The 15,733-nt window shown below is 62.4% G+C and carries 18 protein-coding genes; 11 read left to right on the plus strand and 7 right to left on the minus strand.

What is annotated here, in order from left to right; all coding sequences use genetic code 11:
* Positions 1-37: 37 nt before the first annotated feature.
* Together C6558_RS03920 and C6558_RS03925 are read left to right on the plus strand one after the other, a co-directional pair.
* Entirely contained in the window at positions 38-655 is a 618-nt protein-coding gene (locus C6558_RS03920; RefSeq protein WP_025426101.1) for a F0F1 ATP synthase subunit B, read from the plus strand.
* A gap of 13 nt (positions 656-668) precedes the next feature.
* Entirely contained in the window at positions 669-1,154 is a 486-nt protein-coding gene (locus C6558_RS03925; RefSeq protein ID WP_025426102.1) for a F0F1 ATP synthase subunit B, read from the plus strand.
* Positions 1,155-1,529: 375 nt separating this feature from the next.
* On the opposite strand, the gene C6558_RS03930 is transcribed toward C6558_RS03925, so the two are convergent.
* Positions 1,530-2,180, minus strand: a complete 651-nt coding sequence (locus tag C6558_RS03930) for a ribonuclease HII (protein WP_025426103.1) — start codon at positions 2,178-2,180, stop codon at positions 1,530-1,532.
* A gap of 450 nt (positions 2,181-2,630) precedes the next feature.
* Positions 2,631-3,788: a PA0069 family radical SAM protein gene (locus tag C6558_RS03935; protein WP_025426104.1), complete on the minus strand. Its 1,158-nt coding sequence runs from the start codon at positions 3,786-3,788 to the stop codon at positions 2,631-2,633.
* Positions 3,789-3,987: 199 nt separating this feature from the next.
* Here C6558_RS03935 and C6558_RS03940 point away from each other — a divergent pair, with 199 nt between their 5' ends.
* Positions 3,988-4,515, plus strand: coding sequence for a glycosyl transferase (locus C6558_RS03940; protein WP_025426105.1), 528 nt, complete (start codon positions 3,988-3,990; stop codon positions 4,513-4,515).
* Between the two features lie 308 nt (positions 4,516-4,823).
* Here the strand turns inward: C6558_RS03940 and moaB are convergent, their stop codons facing one another.
* The 4 genes from moaB to C6558_RS03960 all read right to left on the minus strand — a co-directional run bounded on the left by moaB (position 4,824) and on the right by C6558_RS03960 (position 9,300).
* The gene (moaB, locus tag C6558_RS03945) at positions 4,824-5,366 is read right to left on the minus strand and encodes a molybdenum cofactor biosynthesis protein B (RefSeq protein ID WP_025426106.1); all 543 of its coding nucleotides are present in this window, start codon (positions 5,364-5,366) and stop codon (positions 4,824-4,826) included.
* Between the two features lies 1 nt (position 5,367).
* Complete coding sequence (locus C6558_RS03950) at positions 5,368-6,279, minus strand: 4-(cytidine 5'-diphospho)-2-C-methyl-D-erythritol kinase (protein WP_107026866.1); 912 nt, start codon at positions 6,277-6,279, stop codon at positions 5,368-5,370.
* Positions 6,280-6,286: 7 nt separating this feature from the next.
* Complete coding sequence (locus tag C6558_RS03955; protein WP_025426108.1) at positions 6,287-8,119, minus strand: tetratricopeptide repeat protein; 1,833 nt, start codon at positions 8,117-8,119, stop codon at positions 6,287-6,289.
* Between the two features lie 164 nt (positions 8,120-8,283).
* Complete coding sequence (locus tag C6558_RS03960) at positions 8,284-9,300, minus strand: polyprenyl synthetase family protein (RefSeq protein ID WP_025426109.1); 1,017 nt, start codon at positions 9,298-9,300, stop codon at positions 8,284-8,286.
* Between the two features lie 108 nt (positions 9,301-9,408).
* On the opposite strand from C6558_RS03960, the gene C6558_RS03965 reads away from it, so the two are divergent.
* The 6 genes from C6558_RS03965 to C6558_RS03990 all read left to right on the plus strand — a co-directional run bounded on the left by C6558_RS03965 (position 9,409) and on the right by C6558_RS03990 (position 13,347).
* Complete coding sequence (locus C6558_RS03965) at positions 9,409-9,630, plus strand: DUF2007 domain-containing protein (protein WP_025426110.1); 222 nt, start codon at positions 9,409-9,411, stop codon at positions 9,628-9,630.
* 52 nt (positions 9,631-9,682) lie between these two features.
* Complete coding sequence (locus C6558_RS03970; protein WP_107026867.1) at positions 9,683-10,459, plus strand: tRNA1(Val) (adenine(37)-N6)-methyltransferase; 777 nt, start codon at positions 9,683-9,685, stop codon at positions 10,457-10,459.
* Positions 10,460-10,535: 76 nt separating this feature from the next.
* On the plus strand, positions 10,536-11,402 hold the full coding sequence (locus tag C6558_RS03975) for a S49 family peptidase (RefSeq protein WP_025426112.1): 867 nt from the start codon (positions 10,536-10,538) through the stop codon (positions 11,400-11,402).
* Between the two features lie 141 nt (positions 11,403-11,543).
* On the plus strand, positions 11,544-11,735 hold the full coding sequence (locus C6558_RS03980) for a membrane protein (RefSeq protein WP_025426113.1): 192 nt from the start codon (positions 11,544-11,546) through the stop codon (positions 11,733-11,735).
* A 110-nt stretch (positions 11,736-11,845) separates the two neighbouring features.
* Positions 11,846-12,808, plus strand: coding sequence for a glycine--tRNA ligase subunit alpha (locus C6558_RS03985; RefSeq protein ID WP_084814467.1), 963 nt, complete (start codon positions 11,846-11,848; stop codon positions 12,806-12,808).
* Positions 12,805-13,347 (plus strand): AAA family ATPase, encoded by a 543-nt coding sequence (locus C6558_RS03990; RefSeq protein WP_107026868.1) that lies wholly within the window; start codon positions 12,805-12,807, stop codon positions 13,345-13,347. The genes C6558_RS03985 and C6558_RS03990 overlap by 4 nt, the downstream gene beginning before the upstream one ends.
* A gap of 3 nt (positions 13,348-13,350) precedes the next feature.
* Here C6558_RS03990 and C6558_RS03995 read toward each other — a convergent pair whose 3' ends face one another.
* Positions 13,351-13,548, minus strand: coding sequence for a hypothetical protein (locus C6558_RS03995; protein ID WP_025426116.1), 198 nt, complete (start codon positions 13,546-13,548; stop codon positions 13,351-13,353).
* A gap of 248 nt (positions 13,549-13,796) precedes the next feature.
* On the opposite strand from C6558_RS03995, the gene C6558_RS04000 reads away from it, so the two are divergent.
* A complete protein-coding gene (locus tag C6558_RS04000; protein WP_025426117.1) occupies positions 13,797-14,345 on the plus strand; it encodes a LemA family protein in 549 nt (182 codons plus the stop codon).
* A 93-nt stretch (positions 14,346-14,438) separates the two neighbouring features.
* Positions 14,439-15,707 (plus strand): 3-phosphoshikimate 1-carboxyvinyltransferase, encoded by a 1,269-nt coding sequence (gene aroA / locus C6558_RS04005; protein ID WP_025426118.1) that lies wholly within the window; start codon positions 14,439-14,441, stop codon positions 15,705-15,707.
* The last annotated feature ends 26 nt before the right edge of the window (positions 15,708-15,733 follow it).

The following is a 15,733-nucleotide window of genomic DNA, read 5'->3' on the forward strand; positions in this document are numbered from 1 at the left end:
CGGCCGCGCATATTCTTGAGTGCACCTGGAGGTGAGCATGTTTGTGACCGCGGCCTATGCCCAGCAGTCAACCACCACTGAAGGCGCCGAAGCACACGATGCCGCTGCGGCCGGTGAGGTGCACACCGAAACGGGTGTGGCCCACGAAGGCGAGGCTGGCTCCGGCGTGTTCCCGCCCTTTGATTCGACCCATTTCGCATCGCAGCTGCTCTGGCTCGCGATCACGTTTGGCCTCTTCTATCTCTTGATGTCGAAGGTCATCATTCCGCGCATCGGCGGAATTCTTGAAACCCGTCACGACCGCATCGCTCAGGATCTCGACGAAGCGTCGCGCCTGAAGGGCGAAGCTGACGCTGCCATCGCATCCTATGAGCAGGATTTGGCAACTGCCAAGGCCAAGGGTCATCAGATTGCAGACGGCGCGCGCGAAGCTGCCAAGTCCAAGGCTGTCGCCGACCGCAACGCTGTCGAAGCCGATCTTTCCAAGAAGATCGCCGCTGCGGAAGACCGCATCGCCGACATCAAGGCCAAGGCACTCGCAGACGTCGGCGCTATCGCCGAGGAAACTGCAACGGCCGTCGTCAAGCAGCTCATTGGTGGCACCGTCACCAAGGCTGAGATCGTCGCTGCCGTCAAGGCATCGGCCGTTAACTGAGGAGCACTGAACCATGCATCTTGATGCGACCTTCTATGCCCTCGTCGGCTTGATCCTGTTCTTCGTCCTGATTGCCTACCTCAAGGTTCCGGGCATGATCGGCAAGGCGCTCGACGGACGCGCCGACAAGATCGGCAACGAACTGGCGGAAGCCAAGCGCCTGCGCGAAGAAGCCCAGGCCCTCGTTGCCGAATACCAGCGCAAGCGCAAGGATGCCGAAGCGGAAGCTGCCGGTATCGTTGCCGCTGCCCAGCGCGAAGCAGAAATGCTGACCGCCGAAGCCAAGCAGAAGACGGAAGAATTCGTCACCCGCCGGACCGCGCTGTCGGAACAGAAGATCAAGCAGGCCGAAAGCGACGCGATCAACGCCGTTCGTTCGGCTGCCGTCGATCTGGCCATCAGCGCTGCCGAAAAGATTGTTGCTGCCAAGGCTGACGCCGGCGCCCAGAGCGAGCTGTTCAAGAAGGCACTTGGCGAAGTCAAGTCGCGCCTGAACTAAGCCTCGGCTGCAAGATGCGATTTAAAGGCCCCGCCACGTGCGGGGCTTTTTGTTTTTGGGATAGCCTTGGGTGATGCGTGCGAGCGCCAGTTCGGGATGTCTTCCGTGACGTCCGGAACCTGTTTGGGCTCGATAAGGGGGGAAACCCCGCGGAACGCCGGCCGATGGTCAGGGGCGGGCGGCGGATTACCGCAGATGCGGTGACCGGAGCGGCTCGGCAGGGGGCGGAGACATGGCTACAGCAAAGCCTGCCGCGTCACCGCTCGTCTGTCTCCGTCTATGACGCGCTGCGCCGTCAAGCGCACCTTCCGGGGGGGCCGCCATCGGCATCGGTTTGTGTCGATCCAGACGGCGAGGTTTCAACGATGCCGAACGTCAATCCTTGCGCAGCGGACGGAAGCTCATGCGATGCAGCGGGCAGGGGCCCTTGGCATCGATTGCCTTGCGATGCACCACTGTCGCGTAGCCGGCATGAGCCGCAAAGCCGTAGCCGGGGTGAGCGACATCGGCCCGTTCCATCATCCGGTCGCGCGTCACCTTGGCGACGATCGATGCCGCGGCGATCGAGAGCGAGCGGGCGTCGCCCTTGACCACCGCCTTGGCGTGACAGCCAAGACCGGGCGGAACATCGCGGCCATCGACCAGCACGAAACGCGCGGTCAGGGACAGGCCGTCGACGGCCCGTCGCATCGCCTCGAGGCTTGCCTTGCGGATATCGATGGTATCGATCGTGGTGGCCGAGGAAGAGGCGATGGAAACGGTGGCGGTTGCCAGGATCTCATCGAACAGCCGTTCGCGCTCAGCGGCGCTCAATTTTTTGCTGTCGTTCAGGCCTTCGGGGATGGCATCCGGGTCGAGGATGACCGCGGCGGCAACGACGGGTCCGGCAAGCGGCCCTCGGCCGGCCTCGTCGGCGCCAGCGACCGGCCAGGCGCCGTCCCTTCTGGCAGCCAGTTCAAAGCTGAAATCGGGCGCAAGGATAATATCCGGGAAAAGGGGAGAATCGGTCGATCTGCGATGTGACATGCGGCGAAACTCGCATGATCGACCGATTCTCTTCAAGTCCCCCGATCTGAGTGCGGCGGCAGCCGGGGGGTATGCCAGCGTCATCCTGATGAGGCACGGAGGAGACGCCGGAATTCAATTCTGTCGCCGCGCGCCAGATATGACGCGCGAGGGACGCTGCTCGCATGAACTTGCGCCGTGACCTGCTTCCCAAATCGCAGCCGATCCAGGGAACCGGGCGTCTCAAGACCGATGCCTGCCCATTCCGGCCAACCATTGAGGTTATTTTGCCTTCAGGCCACACCTCGCATTCCTGACCTGAGCGGTCGAAAACTCCACTTCTCCAGCGACATACGCAATACCGATTGCCGCTAGGGCGTTCCGATTTAGACGGAATCGCGGAACGCTCTATCTCCTTGTTTTTACGCATTTCCTGACGGAAAACCGCTTCGCACTTTTCCTGGAAATGCTCTAGAGCAGCGATAGCTGGACGCCGGTTCCGAGTGGCGGCACGAAAATGTCGTCGCGCAACTGTCGACGATTGAGGTTGAGACCGAGGCGTTTGGCCGCAAGTTCAAACCGGCGGCCGATCTGCCAGGCATAGGGACCGGCGCCCTTCATGCGCTTGCCGAACTCGGCGTCATAATCCTTGCCGCCACGCATCGAGCGGATAAGCGACATGACGTGCCGATAGCGGTCCGGATAGTTCCGCAGCAGCCAGTCGCGAAAGAGCGGGCTGACCTCCAGCGGCAGGCGCAGCAGCACATAGGTCGCTTCCAGCGCTCCTGCCGATCGGGAGGCTTCCAAAACCCGTTCGATCTCATGATCGTTGAGGGCCGGGATGATCGGCGACACCAGCACGCCGGTCGGAATGCCGGCTTCGGTGAGGGCGCGCATCGCTTCCAGTCGTTTGGAAGGGGTCGAAGCACGTGGCTCCATCGTACGCGCCAGCTTTCGGTCGAGCGTCGTCACCGAAATGCCGACCCGTGCAAGTCCCTTTTCTGCCATCGGTGCAAGCAGATCGATGTCGCGCGTCACCATCGCCGACTTCGTCACGATCATGACAGGATGGTTGGCGGCCTGCAGCACTTCGAGGATCTGGCGCATGATCCGCCATTCCTTCTCAATCGGCTGGTAGGGATCGGTGTTGGTGCCGATCGCAATCGGCCTCACCTTGTAGTCCGTGCGGGCGAGCTCGCGCTCCAGCAGGCGTGGGGCGTCGGGCTTGGCAAAGAGCTTCGCCTCGAAATCGAGGCCGGCCGAAAGCCCCATATAGGCATGTGTCGGACGGGCAAAACAATAAATGCATCCATGCTCGCAGCCGCGATAAGGGTTGATCGAGCGATCGAAGGAAATGTCGGGAGAATCGTTGCGGCTGATCACCGAGCGCGGCTTTTCCACCTGCACCTCGGTCTTGAAGGGAGGCAGGTCCTCAAGGCTCTCCCAACCGTCGTCGAAGACCTCGCGCGCCTGCGGCTCAAAGCGGCCCGACATGTTCAGTCCGGCACCCCGCCCGCGGCGACGGTCATTCTCGATCCTGAGACCGGTCCCGCTCATCAATGCTTCGGCAACCTCTGCCGTGTTGGCGGGTGCAAGCGCACCCTGCCTGATCTGAGACAGCTCTTTCATCGGAATCTCCGAGGGATCACCCGTTTGATCCCGTTTTGTTCTGATTATTTTCCTATCGCGAAAACAAGAACAATTCAAGAACAAAAATCGCGCGTGCTGAAACGAGAGCGACCGGCATGACTTGGCGATCGGACAAATCGCGGGCGCGGTCATGCCACGCGGATGTAGCATTTTACGCTGCAATGCGGTAGGAACAGCTATGCTGACGATCATCATGGAAACACGTGACAACGAGGCGGAACTGGCACAGACGCTGTCCGTGCTCGTGGCAGGCGCCGTCGAAGGTTTGGTCAGCGATGTCATCATCCTCGATCATGGCTCGAAGGACGGGTCGGTGCGCGTGGCAGATGCCGCCGGCTGCCGTTTCTGCGTCGATTGGGATCTGGGCGAAATCGTGCGCTCCGCGCGCGGCGAGTGGCTGATGCTGCTTGAGCCCGGTGCTCGGCCGATAGGGCGCTGGGTGGATGAGCTCGTCGAGTATGTGTCGCTTCACAAGGGGCCGGCCCGTTTCTCGCCATCGCGAATGCACCGCAAGCCGTTGCTGCATCGTCTCGCGCGGCGCGTAAAGCCGCTGGAGGCGGGCTTCCTCGTGCACAAGCGCGACGCCTTGGCGATCGCGCGCGGGAAGATGCCGCTGGGCGAAATGACGAATATCCGCGCCGTTCGAAAGCTTGCGACGGAGCTTGTCCCCGCCTGGGTCGCCGTTGACAGCAGGCAGAGCGCCTAGAGTAAATTCGCTCCAACAAAAAAGGTGCCTGTCCTGCGGACGGCACCTCCAAGCGGCTACCAAATTTCCTTGCTAGCAAAGTCTTGTCCGAGCGACCGGGCGAGCCGCGCGTCGTATGTTTTTGTTCCCATCGCTTGGGGGGACATCGGCGATGGGCCGTCTTTGCTCCGGTCGAAGGATTTGCTCGGATCTCGTTGCGATCCCTCAATGCGAGCTGACGTTGGAAGCTGTAGCAGGCGGTTGCGGGTTTCGCAGTTCCCCAGGGAACAGGCTTGTCTCGCGGCACAATTGGGTCGCCGATTGAGGCGTCAGCCCCGTTTCAGATGCTCGTCGAGCCGCGGCATGATCTCGACGAAGTTGCACGGCATGTGCCGGTAGTCGAGTTGTTGCTTGAGAATGCCGTCCCAGGCATCCTTGCAGGCCCCGGGGGACCCCGGCAGGACGAAGATGAAGGTGGCGTTGGCGACACCGCCTGTCGCGCGCGACTGAATCGTCGAGGTGCCGATCTTCTCGTAGGAAATCCGGTGAAAAACTTCGGAGAAGCCATCCATGCGTTTCTCGAACAGCGGTTCGAGCGCCTCCGGCGTGACGTCGCGGCCGGTGAAGCCTGTTCCGCCGGTGGTGATCACCACGTCGATTGTCTCGTCGAGCGTCCAGGCCTCCACCTGATCGCGGATCCTTTGCCGATCGTCCGGCACGATTGCGCGTGCCTCCAGACGATGACCGGCGTCGCGCACCCGCGCCTCAAGCGTGTCGCCGGATTTGTCGTCGGCCAGCGTGCGCGTGTCGGACACTGTCAGTATGGCGATGCCGACGGGGACGAAAGGGCGATTGTCATTGATCCCGGCCATTCTATTTCCCTCTGCCCACGGTTCTGCCGGCGAGAACGTACCATTCAGGATGGGCGGCAGAAAGAGTGTAGGCGGCGCGCTGCGCGCTTTCGTCGCTGTCGAACAGGCCGAAGCAGGTGGCGCCTGAACCGGACATCCGCACCAGCGCGGCTCCGGTTGTTGCCAGCGCGCCGGAGACGTCGGCGATTACCGGCTGCAGCCGGCGCGCCGGCGGCTCCAGGTCGTTGCGCATCGCCGCCATGGCCGAAAGCCAGGCCGCAGGGGGGCCGAGGCCATCCGGGATCACAAGCGGTGGGTTGTTCTTCTTTTCCAGCGTCCGGAAGATCACCGGCGTCGAGACCGCGACCAGAGGATTGACCAGCACGATCGGGAAGGAGGGAAGCTCAATGGCAGGGGTGATCTCTTCGCCGATGCCACTGGCAATAAGCGACCTGCCGTCTAGGCACATTGGCACGTCGGCGCCGAGTTTCAGCGCCAAGGCGGCGAGCAACGCCGGTTCGATGCCGGTCTTCCAGAGGTCGAGAAGGCCGCGAAGCGTTGCGGCCGCATCGGCGGACCCGCCGCCGATGCCCGAGGCGATGGGCAGGTTCTTTTCGAGATGAATGTGGACCGGGCCGGTGTCGACGCCCTGCGATGCCAGAGCCTGGCGCAGCAGGTCCCGCGCCTTGAGCACGAGATTGCCATCCTGGTCGTCACCCGTCGTCGACAATTCGGCGGCGAATGGCCCGGACAGAGTGAAACGGTCCTGCTCCGACGGAGTCAGGCCGATCCGGTCGCCGCGATCGGCAAAGGTGACGAGACTTTCGAGAAGATGGTGGCCGTCGGCCCGTTGGCCGACGACATGCAGTGCCAGGTTGATCTTGGCGGGCGCCGCCCGTGTCAGCGCGAAGCCCGCAATCTCGCCTTGAAGCATGCTGTGATCAGGACTTCTTGTCCGGCGCAGGCGCCTCCGGGGTGACCTTCTTCGGCGCTGTTTCCTTGGCGTCGGCAGAGGCCGGAACCACTTCCTTAAGCGCCGGCAGGCCGTTTTCGATCTTGGCCTTGATCTTCGGGATCTCTTCCTCTTCGGGCTTCAGCTCAAGCGTCTGGGTCCATTGGAACACGGCTTCCAGCTTGCGGCCGACGCGCCAATAGGCATCGCCGAGATGGTCGTTGATGGTCGGGTCGCCGGCCATCAGCTCGGCTGCCTTTTCAAGCTCGACCACCGCATCGTCGAAGCGGTTCATGCGGAAATAGGCCCAGCCGAGCGAATCGACGATGTAGCCGTCGTCCGGCTTCAACTCGACCGCCTTGCGGATCATGTCGAGCCCTTGTTCCAGATTGATGTTCATGTCGACCCAGGAATAGCCGAGATAATTCAGCACCTGCGGCTGATCCGGGTTGAGTTCCAGGGCCTTGCGGAAGCTCGGCTCGGCCTTGTCCCAGAGTTTCTGGCGCTCATAGGCGATGCCGCGCTGGAAGAACACGGTCCAGTCGCTGCGCTTCGGCACAGGGCCGATCGCGTCGACGGCGCGGTCGTAAAGCTCGCCCATCTCCTTGTAGTCCTTGGCATCGGAAAGCACGCTGCCATAGGCGAGATAGTTGCGGATATTCTTCGGGTCGACGTCGATCAGCGCCTTCAAGTGCTTCTTGGCTTCATCCACCTTGCCGATGCTGGCAAGGCTGAGGCCAAGCTGCAGCTCGGACAGGCGGCGCATCGGCGAAGCCTCGGGCACGCTCTGGTAAAGCTCGATCGCTTCCTTCGGCTTTTTCAGGTTCTCGGCGATGCCGGCAAGCATCACGAGAATGTCGGCGCTGTCAGGGTCGAGACGACGCGCCGTCTGCAGATAGAGCGAGACGATGTCTTCGGCGCCTTCACGGTTGAGCGCGCCGCCGATGGAAAACAGCACGGCTGCCGCACCCTGCGATGCGTTCTTAACCTGCTGCTCCTGGGGTAGGCCGGTCTCGATGTTTTTCCGAAGTGCCTCGAGCGGGGTGTAGTTGTTGACCATGTTCTCGCCGACGGCGACCGTGTCGAGCGCCTTCTGTTTGTTGCCTTCGCGCGCCTCGAAGCGCGCCAATGCCTCGACCGCCCGCATGAACGTGTCAGGCGCAGCACTGCCGCCTTCGCGATCGAGGATCGCGTCGTTGAGCTTGGCGCGAGCGGTGGCCTTGTCACCGGAAGCGATGGCGATCGCGCCGGCATGATAATTCTTGAATACGCGGAACCAGTCCGGTCCTTCGAGACCGTTGACCTGCGCCAGCGCCTCTTTGGGCTTGCCCTGGCCGAATTTGGCCCAGGCCGAAAGCAGGCCGTTCATCAGCCGGTCGAGGTCGTTCGGGCCCTCATAGTTCAAGAGCTTCTGCGCGTTGCGGTATTCGCGCTTGCGGATCGCCTCGATCGCACGGATGACGGTGGTGATGCGCTCGACAGCGGGATCGGATTTCAACTGCTCGGCGATCTTGGCGCCATCGTCGAACTTGCCGGCCATCAGCAGGGTGATCATCAGCCGCTGCTTGACTTCGTTGTTGTTCGGCTCGAACTGCAGGGCGATGCGGTAAAGCTCGTTGGCTGCGGCAAAGTCACGGTCCGTGTCGGCCGTGCGGGCAGCCAGGAACGCACCTGCAAAGGTGTTGACGGACGTGATGTCGAAAGGCTCGGTCTCTTCGACGGCGGCCTTTTCCTCGGCGAAAGCCTGGTAGCTGCCGCTGACCGAGGCAAGAGCCATCAGTGCAGCGCCGCTGAGAAGGCGGAGGATCGTCTTTTGCCGCATGTCAAACCTTTCATTGCCGATCTCTCGGCCTTGCGCACGACTGAGGGTTGTTTTGGAATCAGCCACGTGTTGCCTGGCACAACTCTTGAGGAACAGAATGGCTTTTTTGGCGCAACGCGGCAAGAAATTCCTCTTGGATGTCCAGGTTCGGCCGGGCGCGCGCGTCAGCTGACCCGGTCGATGCAGAAGTCGATGACCTCGACCAGCGCCGATTTCCACGGCGAAACCGGGAGCGGTGCCAAGGCATCGCGCGCGATCGTGCCATAGTGCTGGGCACGGGCGATGGTATCGCTTAAGCCCCCATATCGCTTGATCAGGCCGAGCGCCTTTTCAAGGTTGGCATCGCTGCTGTCGCCGCCTTCGATCGCCTGACGCCAGAAGGCGCGGTCCTCCGGTGTGCCGCGACGATAGGACAGGATCACCGGAAGGGTGATCTTGCCTTCGCGGAAATCGTCGCCGACATTCTTGCCGAGATCGCTGGCAGAACCGCCATAGTCGAGCACGTCGTCGACGAGCTGGAAGGCGAGGCCGAGATTCATGCCGTAGGATTTGAGCGCATTGCGGTCGGATTTGCTGGTCTGGGCGACGATCGGCCCGACTTCTGCGGCCGCGGCGAACAGCGCTGCGGTCTTGGCGCGGATGACCTGGAGATAGTCGTCCTCGGTCGTCTCCATGTTCTTGGCGACGGAAAGCTGCAGCACCTCGCCCTCGGCGATCACCGACGCAGCGGTCGACAGCACGTCGAGCGCATCGAGCGAGCCGACATCGACCATCATGCGGAAGGCCTGGCCGAGCAGGAAGTCGCCGACGAGCACGCTTGCCTGGTTGCCCCAGATCGTCCGAGCGGTGGATTTGCCGCGGCGCAGGTCGCTTTCGTCCACGACATCGTCATGCAGCAGCGTTGCCGTATGCATGAACTCGACGCTGGTGGCGAGCTTGACGTGAGCGTCGCCCTCGTAACCGAACATCGCGGCGGAGGCGAGCGTCAGCATCGGTCGCAGGCGCTTTCCACCGGAGGAAATCAGGTGGTTGGCGACCTCAGGAATCATCTGGACGTCGGACCCGGCCCTCGACAGGATGAGCTGGTTGACGCGTTCCATGTCGGGAGACGTCAAGTCAACGAGCGGTTTCACGGACGCCAGTTTGTTTTTGCTGTCTTCCAGCGGTATCACTACGCCCAACACCGGGACTCCTGTTTTCATTGTCGCTTTCGACAATAGGAAGGGGGGGCACGTGCGGCAAGAGGCGAATTGTCCCGCTTGCTGAAATAGGACAGGAAAAACCGCTGGATGAAGGAATTGATCCGCACCAACGACGTCGTTCTGCTCTCTTTTGCCGAGAGCTTGATGAAGGACGCCGGTATCAACAGCCTGATCGCCGATCAGGGCATGAGCATTCTGGAGGGATCGCTGGGCCTGCTGCCGCGCCGTTTCCTCGTGCCGGACGACGATGCCGATGCCGCGCGCCGCATCCTCGTCGAAGCGGGGTTGGAAGCGGAGTTGCGGGCATGATCAGCGGTTCGTCGGCGCCTATGTGTGACGATCGGCCATGAGCGAAGGACCTATGACGCTTGTCGAGTCTGAGACGGTCGATGCATTCCACCGCGGCAGGTTCCATGTCGTGCAGCCGCTGGGGCAGGGACATCGCTCCGGCATGGATGCGATGTTGCTCGCTTCGCTGGTTGCTTCTGACCGCGCCTGCCGTGTGGCCGACCTTGGCGCCGGAGCGGGTGCGGCCGGCATGGCGGTCGCCTCGCGGCTCGATCTGGCCGAGGTCGTGCTGGTGGAGCGTTCGCCGACCATGGCGGCGTTTGCACGCCGAAGCCTCGCGCTTCCCGAAAACGGGCGTTTCGCCGAGCGGGTGTCGGTGATCGAGGCGGACGTTGCGCTTACCGGCAGGGCGCGCCGTGCCGCCGGCTTGCCCGACGATGCCTTCGATCACGTGATCATGAACCCCCCTTTCAACGATGCTTCCGACCACCGCACGCCGGACAGCCTCAAGGCAGAGGCGCATGCGATGAGCGACGGCCTGTTCGAGATCTGGATCAAGACGGCGGGTGCGATCATGAAGCCGGGCGGACAATTGTCGCTGATCGCCCGGCCGGAATCGATCGCGGATATCATTGCCGCCTGTGGCCGCCGCTTCGGCGGTATCGAGATTACGCCGCTGCATCCGCGCACCGGCGAGAATGCCGTGCGCATCCTCGTGACCGCGATCAAGCAGAGCCGCAAGCGGCTGGTGCTGCGAGCGCCGCTGATGGTGCACGAGGAGGGCGCCCATCGCTTTGCCGGCGATGTCGACGATCTCAACAACGGACGCGCTGCCTATCGGCGCCGTTGATTTACCGTATCCGGCATTGCGTTTGGACGACCAGTGCATACATGCAGGAACAAGTGTTCGTATTGCAGGAGTTGAAATGGCCGGGTTCTTCAAAAGGCTGATGCCGAGGCGTTTTCGGCGGGATGGCATTGCCATCCCCGTCGTGCGGCTTCACGGCGCAATCATGGCCGGTGGTGGCCAGTTTCGTCCGGCACTCAATCTGGCCTCAGTCGCGCCGCTGCTGGAGAAGGCCTTCGCGGTGAAGGAGGCTCCGGCCGTTGCGATTTCGATCAACTCTCCCGGCGGTTCGCCGGTGCAGTCGCGACTGATCTACCAGCGCATCCGCGATCTCGCCCAGGAAAAGAAGAAGCGCGTGCTCGTCTTCGTCGAGGACGTGGCCGCTTCCGGCGGTTACATGATCGCGCTTGCCGGCGACGAGATCATCGCCGATCCGACGTCGATCGTCGGTTCCATCGGTGTCGTCTCCGGCGGCTTCGGCTTTCCGGAACTGTTGAAGAAGATCGGTGTCGAGCGGCGCGTCTATACCGCCGGCGAGAACAAGGTCATGCTCGACCCGTTCCAGCCAGAGAAAGAACGCGACATCGAGTTCCTGAAGAGCCTGCAGCTCGATATCCACGACACCTTCATCCAGATGGTGAAGGCCCGCCGCGGACAGCTGCTGGCCGACCATCCCGACGTTTTTTCCGGGCTTTTCTGGACTGGGCGGCGCGGATTGGAACTGGGTCTGATCGACGGCCTCGGCGATCTGCGCGGCGAGGTGAAGAAGCGCTATGGCGAGAAGGCGCGGCTCGAACTGATCCAGCCGGCGCGCAGCCTTTTCGGGCGGCGCCAGACCGGCGCATCGATTGCCGGCGATATCGCTGCACCGATCGCGGCTTCTGCGATGGCGGGTCTTGCCGAAGCAGTAGAGGAAAGGGCATTGTGGGCGCGTTTCGGGCTTTGAGCCGCGACCGGTGCGACGAGCCTACAGCGCCGCGCGTCTTATTAGACGCGCAAATGTCGCTGTAGCACTTTGAATGGCTGCATATTTTTATCCTTAAATCGACTTCGATTTAAGGATAAAAATATGCAGTAGGGAGGAAAGATGCCGCAGCTTATCCTGCTCCTGATCGCAGGCTTCGTTCTATGGATCGGCTACCGCAAGTTCATTGCGGATGCCCAGAAGCTGACGCGTCAGCGCGACCAGACGCGCCGCGAGCAGCAGACCGGCGCGAGCGGAACCCTCGTCAAGGATCCCGAGACCGGCGAATACCGGCTCAAGCGCGAAGACGACTGAGATTTTTCGTGCACCTTTGCGTGCACGGAGAGCCGCCTCAGCGCTTGACCCCTGTCGCCCGGCGTGGCACCTGTCCGGCTCTCATTTCGTGAAGAATTCGGACGTTCCCCATGACCACCGCCTCGCTGCCCGACCACATGAACCCCAAGCGCTCGTTCCAGGCTCTGATCCTGACGCTGCACAACTATTGGGCCGACAAGGGTTGCGCGGTGCTGCAGCCCTACGACATGGAAGTCGGTGCCGGTACGTTTCATCCGGCAACGACGCTGCGTGCGCTCGGTCCCCGTCCGTGGCGCGCAGCCTATGTCCAGCCGTCCCGTCGCCCGACCGACGGCCGCTATGGCGAGAACCCGAACCGTCTTCAGCACTATTATCAATATCAGGTGATCCTGAAGCCGAACCCGTCCAACCTGCAGGAGCTTTATCTTGGCTCGCTGGAGGCGATCGGCCTCGACCCGTTGCTGCACGATATCCGCTTCGTCGAGGACGACTGGGAAAGCCCGACGCTGGGCGCCTGGGGCCTTGGCTGGGAATGCTGGTGCGACGGCATGGAAGTGTCGCAGTTCACCTATTTCCAGCAGGTCTGCGGCATCGAATGCTCTCCGGTTGCTGGTGAACTGACCTACGGTCTCGAGCGTCTGGCGATGTATGTCCAGGGCGTCGACAACGTCTATGATCTGAACTTCAACGGCCGCGAAGGCGACGAGAAGATCAGCTATGGCGACGTGTTCCTGCAGGCGGAGCAGGAATATTCGCGGTACAACTTCGAATACGCCAACACCGCCATGCTGCATCAGCACTTCATCGATGCCGAGGTAGAGTGCCAGACTCTGCTGGCGGCCGGCGCGCCGGGCAACGGCACAAACAACCACCTGCACAAGTGTGTCTTCCCCGCCTACGACCAGTGCATCAAGGCGAGCCACGTCTTCAACCTGCTCGATGCGCGCGGGGTGATTTCGGTCACCGAGCGGCAAAGCTACATTCTGCGCGTCCGCACATTGGCAAAGGCCTGTGGCGAGGCGTTCCTGCTGACCGATGCCGGCGGCGCGAACCTCAACCGGGACGCCGCTTGATCGCCGAGCCAGCCAGCCTCATCGTTCATATCAATGGCTGGCCGGGCACCGGAAAGCTGACCATCGCACGCCATCTCGCCGATCATCTCGGCGCGAGGCTTGCCGACAACCATACGCTGATCAATCCGGCCGAGGCACTGTTTACCAGGGGCACGCCGCTCTATTGGTCGCTGCGGGCGACGATCAGAACGGCGGTGCTCGACCATGTGCGCCAGGCCGATGCCGGTCAATCCTTCCTCTTCACCGATGCGCTGTCGGATGACGCATTCGACAGCCGGGCGTTCGAAGACTATGTGGCGCTGGCTAGCGAGCGCAGCGCCCGTTTCGTCGCGGTCGTTCTCGACTGTTCGATAGAGGAAAACCTGAAGCGGCTGACGCGCGCCGGCCGCTCCAAGGTCCACAAACTGACCGATCCGCAGGTGCTGATCGATCTCAGAGGCCGGCACGCTCTGTTGAAAGGAAAATGCGACCAGCTCATCGAGCTCGACGTCACCAATCTCGGCGCAGATGAAGCTGCCGACGCGATTGCGACGCTGTAGATCTCAGATCGTGTCGCTGGCGTCGACGCTGATCTTCCAGACGGGCTTCAGCGTGGGGTAGGTGCCGGTGTAAACCTGACCGGAGTAGGTCTGCAGCGCCCGGCGGACACCAGTCGGTCTTTCGGCCGAACCGACGCTCGCATAGGCAACGAAGAGCGCCGAAAAGGCGATCACGTTGATGAGGGTTGCGAGCGTTTTCATGGTCTTCACTTCGTATCCGGGGTTGTTCGATGGCGCGACTATCGCCCATCGTCCGGATCCCTGCGGTTCCCGATGGAACAGGAATCGAGGTGTTTTGGTCTGGGGATAGGCCGTAGCGGTGAACAGTGTGTTCAGCGCCTTCGGCTTGCATTTGGGGAGGAGTGCGTTTCTCCGCCCGAATGCTGCAGAAAGGTCTTTGAAGCTGGAAAGCCGGTGCTAATCTCTGCCGAGTTTTTTGGAGGTATCCCATGATTGGTCTGGCCATCGGCGTCGCCGTGATCCTGTATCTCGTTTTCGTCTACAACGGCCTCGTCAAGGCACGGCAGATCGCCGAGGAAGCCTGGTCGGGTATCGACGTGCAGCTCAAGCGACGCGCCGACCTCATCCCCAACCTGATCGAGACGGTTAAAGGATACGCAGCGCACGAGAAGTCGACGCTCGAAGAGGTGATCGCGATGCGCAATCGCGCTCAGGCCGTTCCAGCAGGTGATGTCGAGGGGCGGGCAGCCGCTGAAGGCGCCCTGTCGCAAGCGCTCGGCAAGCTCTTTGCCCTCGCCGAAGCCTATCCGGATCTCAAGGCCAACGAGAACTTCGCGGAACTGCAGCGCTCGCTGGAGACGATCGAGGGCGAGATCCAGATGTCGCGCCGCTACTACAACGGAGCGGCACGCGACTTGAACGTCAAGGTCGAGAGCTTCCCGTCGAACCTCATCGCCAACGCCTTCCGCTTCGTGAAGGCCGGCTATTTCGAGATCGCCAACGAGGCGGATCGCGCGGTGCCGCAAGTCAAATTCTGATCGGGGACGTTACCCGATTACGCCACCTGCTGATAAGAGACACGCCTGCCGAGGCCGACAGCCTCGGCGCTACTTGCATAAAGAGACCCGAGCATGAGTGATACCGTGAAGAAGCTGACCATCCTGCCGACCGACCACCCCCTGCGCGGCCACGTTCGCCCGCCGGGTTCGAAGTCGATCACCAATCGGGCGCTGCTTCTCGCGGGTCTGGCCAAGGGCACGAGCCGGCTGACGGGTGCGCTGAAGAGCGACGACACGCGCTATATGGCCGATGCCTTGCGGGCGATGGGCGTTGAGGTCAGCGAACCGGACGACACGACATTCGTCGTTACCGGAACCGGCCGGCTTGCGTCGCCGTCCGCGCCCCTGTTCCTCGGCAATGCGGGAACTGCGACGCGCTTCCTGACAGCCGCCGCCGCTCTGGTCGACGGCCCGGTTGTCGTCGATGGTGACCAGCACATGCGCAAGCGGCCGATCAAGCCGCTCGTCGACGCGCTTCGCACGCTCGGCGTCGAGGTGACGTCCGAAACCGGATGCCCGCCGGTCACCGTCAATGGCAAGGGCGGCTTTCCCGCCGGACGGATCGAAATCGACGCTGGCCTTTCCAGCCAATACGTATCGGCTCTGCTGATGGCTGCCCCTGGCGCCAAGGGCCCTGTCCGCATCGAGCTTGCCGGCGACGAAATCGGCGCGCGCGGCTACATCGATCTGACGGTTGCGGCGATGCGTGCGTTCGGCGCCGAGGTCGAGCAGTTGAGCCCATCCATCTGGCAGGTCGCGCCGACGGGCTATCGCGCCGCCGACTTCGTGATCGAGCCTGACGCGTCGGCCGCGACCTATCTCTGGGCCGCGGAAGTATTGACCGGAGGGGCCATCGATCTCGGCGTTCCTGCCTCGGTGTTCTCGCAGCCTGACGCACGCGCCCACGCCGTCATTTCCAGCTTCCCGCATCTTCCCGCCGTCATCGACGGATCGCAGATGCAGGACGCGATACCGACGATCGCCGTTCTTGCCGCCTTCAACGAGACGCCCGTGCGCTTCGTCGGGCTCACCAATCTGCGCGTGAAGGAATGCGACCGTGTCCGTGCCTTGTCGCTCGGCCTGACCGCGATCCGTCCGGGGCTTGCCCACGAAGAGGGCGACGATCTCATCGTCTCCTCCGATCCGGCGCTCGCCGGCCAGACATTGCCGGCGTCGATCGACACCTTTGCCGACCATCGCATCGCCATGAGCTTCGCCCTTGCCGGGCTCAAGATCCACGGCATTGCCATCGAGGACCCCGGCTGCGTCGCCAAGACCTATCCTGCCTATTGGGATGCGCTTGCATCGCTTGGCGTTACCTTCACCGGTGATCGTCCTTGATCTCGCGCCTCAAAGCTTTTCCAGGA

The sequence above is a fragment of the Ensifer sp. NM-2 genome (assembly GCF_003024455.1).
GTDB classification, from domain to species: domain Bacteria; phylum Pseudomonadota; class Alphaproteobacteria; order Rhizobiales; family Rhizobiaceae; genus Ensifer; species Ensifer canadensis.